This is a genomic window from Desulfosporosinus sp. OT (genome assembly GCF_000224515.1).
GTDB lineage: Bacteria > Bacillota > Desulfitobacteriia > Desulfitobacteriales > Desulfitobacteriaceae > Desulfosporosinus.
Genome location: NZ_AGAF01000224.1, coordinates 1 through 1065, shown reverse-complemented (window position 1 = coordinate 1065; position 1065 = coordinate 1). Strand labels below are relative to the sequence as shown.

At 41.2% G+C, this 1065-nt stretch carries 3 protein-coding genes; all 3 read right to left on the bottom strand.

What is annotated here, in order from left to right:
- Positions 1 to 253, bottom strand: a 253-nt coding sequence (locus DOT_RS20880) for an RsbRD N-terminal domain-containing protein (RefSeq protein WP_009623212.1), incomplete at its 3' end; no start/stop codon positions are given.
- A 135-nt stretch (positions 254 to 388) separates the two neighbouring features.
- On the bottom strand, positions 389 to 667 hold the full coding sequence (locus DOT_RS20875) for an SHOCT domain-containing protein (protein WP_009623209.1): 279 nt from the start codon (positions 665 to 667) through the stop codon (positions 389 to 391).
- A gap of 85 nt (positions 668 to 752) precedes the next feature.
- Positions 753 to 950: an SHOCT domain-containing protein gene (locus DOT_RS20870; RefSeq protein ID WP_009623207.1), complete on the bottom strand. Its 198-nt coding sequence runs from the start codon at positions 948 to 950 to the stop codon at positions 753 to 755.
- Positions 951 to 1065 lie beyond the last annotated feature (115 nt).

Below are 1065 nucleotides of genomic sequence, written 5' to 3'. Positions count from 1 at the left end.
GAACTGCCCTTACTTTGATTATGTCATCGAGAAATGGTAACTCCTCATTAAGCTCTTTCCCTTCCATAAGAGCTTCCAGCATACTCTCTATCCCCAGGGAAACAGTATGTCCAACTGGATTAGCAAACCGATCCTTCTGCTTTTTCAAGAAACCAGAGGTATCAGTAGGATAAGTCTCGATAATAGCCTCAAACCACCTACTCAAAATAGATGCTTTCTTTTGTTCAAGGAGGTCTCTTAGCCTCGTATCCATTTATCACCACTCCAAACATCGGTTTTTTGATATTATTTCTAATATGAATCCTATTATGTAATCCTAGTACGTTTAGCCGATCAATCATAAGAAAAGAGACTGAAGTTACTCCAATCTCCTTGGTAATCAATCTACCTATTTCCCCTCTAGATCCTGTTTCCGGCTATGATATTCGGCTGAATCTATCTCACCACGCGCATAGCGTTCTCTGAGGATATCTAAACCACTCTGATTAGCTCGTGCCCCTGTATGAAGCTGCGCAGCGTTGCGACGAAATACATAAATACCTAATATAATAATCCCGATCCCTAAGATAAGCGGTATGAACATTCCCATACCCATCCACCTAAAACCACTGTATCCATAACCGCCATTACCCCATCCACCCATCATATTACCCCAACCACCTATCATTTAAAATTCTCCTTTCAAACTAGTTTCTTCAAACAAGCCCTAGATTTGCCTCCAACCGTAAGCTATCTTTTTTAATGGATATTGGCTATTTTCGCCCGGATAATTCTTGTTTCCGTTCGAGATATTCCTCTCTATTAATCTCACCGCGCGCGTATCGTTCATTCAACAAATTCAGTGAATTATCCCCCTGCGGCTGATGGTTCATGCAGCAGGACCGTCCAGAACTTGACGAATTAAACATGCAATAAGCAACGATGAGCAATAGAATCAAACCAAACATCATCTAAGATTCCCCCCTTTAGTTATTTCTCTGAAAAATGATGATTTACCCGAACAATAATCCTCCCGTTATTCATGATTCCACTCCCGCTTGAGTCTTGGGCTCAGCAATTCCACTA